At 62.1% G+C, this 1655-nt stretch carries 1 protein-coding gene; it reads left to right on the forward strand.

Translation table 11 applies throughout. The features are described 5' to 3' along the window. The first annotated feature begins 238 nt into the window (after positions 1-238). The gene (locus AAF184_25915; protein MEO0425793.1) at positions 239-1483 is read left to right on the forward strand and encodes an IS256 family transposase; all 1245 of its coding nucleotides are present in this window, start codon (positions 239-241) and stop codon (positions 1481-1483) included. Positions 1484-1655: the final 172 nt, after the last annotated feature.

Here is a 1655-nt window from a genome sequence, read left to right on the forward strand (position 1 = left end):
CTCGCGGATCGTTTCAAAGTTCGGCTCGGGTTTGGCCCGCTCGTCTTTCACCGCATCCCAAAGACGGCGGATTTGCTTCATGATCTGAGTGAACTCGGCCGACGAGGCTTCCAGCCGCCCAGCATCCTCGCGCAGCATTTGCACACGCGATAACGTCCTAAATTATGCGCAGTTTGAAAAAGCGGTCCTCCGAGCGGATGGTGTTGTTGAGATCAATCCCATTCACTGGAGAACCACCATGGAAGATGATGTTACAGGCAACGATTCCCCGATCCAAGGGGCTTTCAAGATTGATGAAGACCAGGTCCGCGGGCACGTGGACCGGGTCGTGCGGGAGAGCGTCGAGCAGACGCTTAACGGTTTGCTGGACGCCGAGGCCAAGCAGCTTTGCGGGGCCGGGAAGTACGAGCGGACGGACGCTCGGAAGGACACGCGGGCCGGCTCGTACAGCCGTAAGTTGCAGACGAAGGCGGGCGAGGTGACATTGAAGGTGCCGAGATTGAGGTCGCTGCCGTTCGAGACGCAGATCCTTGAGCGTTACAAGCGTCGTGAGTCGAGCGTCGAGGAGTCGCTGATCGAGATGTACCTGGCGGGCGTGTCAGTCCGGCGTGTCGAGGACATCACCGAGGCGTTGTGGGGCACGCGGGTGAGCCCGAGCACGGTCAGCCAGTTGAACCAGAAGGTGTACCAGCAGATCGACGACTGGCGGGACAAGCCGATCGAGGGCAGGCACCCGTATGTTTATCTCGATGGCACGTACCTCAAACGCTCGTGGGGCGGGGAGGTGAAGAACGTGGCGATCCTGGTGGCGATCGGTGTTGCTGAGGACGGCTACCGCGAGGTGCTGGGGATCGCGGAGGGCGCGAAGGAGGACAAGGCCTCGTGGCTGATGTTTATGCGTCAGCTCAAAGCACGCGGCCTGGAAGGCACACGTTTGTTCGTGAGCGACGCGTGCCTGGGCCTGGTCGAGTCGCTGGGCGAGGTGTTCCCCGAGGCGCAATGGCAGCGGTGCGTGGTGCACTGGTACCGCAACGCGTGGAGCTGTGTGCCCAAGGGCCGGGTCAAGGAACTGTCGGCGATGCTCAAGGCGATCCACGCCAGTGAGGACCGTGAAGCGGCGCTGAAGAAGGCCGAGGACGTGGCGGCCAAGCTCGAAGGGATGAAGCTCAAGAAGGCGGCCGAGTTCGTGCGAGAGAGCGTCGAGCAGACGCTGACGTACATGAGTTTGCCCCGTGAGCACTGGCAGCGTCTTCGTACGAACAACCCCTTGGAGCGGATCATGCGTGAGATCAAGCGTCGGACGAAGGTGGTGGGCGCGTTCCCGGATGGCAACAGCGCGTTGATGCTCAGCGCGGCCAGGCTGCGTCACGTGGCCGGGACCAAGTGGGGCACGCGAAGATATATGGACATGCAAAGGCTGTACGACCTGGAGCATGAACGCAGGCAGCAGGAAGAGGAAGAACGATTAAGCGTGGCGGTGTAGCCACGCGTCGGTGGGGTGGGCCGGCGTTCGCGACGCACACCGTCAAGCACAACCGGCCCCACCACGGCTACAAGGCCCACGTCGCGTCCGACCCCAACGCGATGGTCAAGGACTACCGCATCGACACGGCCAAGGTCCACGACATCAACCGGTAGTGTCCGTCAAGTTGCGC

This window comes from Pseudomonadota bacterium, assembly GCA_039815145.1.
Classification (GTDB): domain Bacteria; phylum Pseudomonadota; class Gammaproteobacteria; order Steroidobacterales; family JBCBZW01; genus JBCBZW01.

What these genes read in the sequence shown, in the direction of transcription:
- AAF184_25915 (MEO0425793.1), top strand. Translation starts at nt 239, where the DNA reads ATGGAAGATGATGTTACAGGCAACGATTCCCCGATCCAAGGGGCTTTC.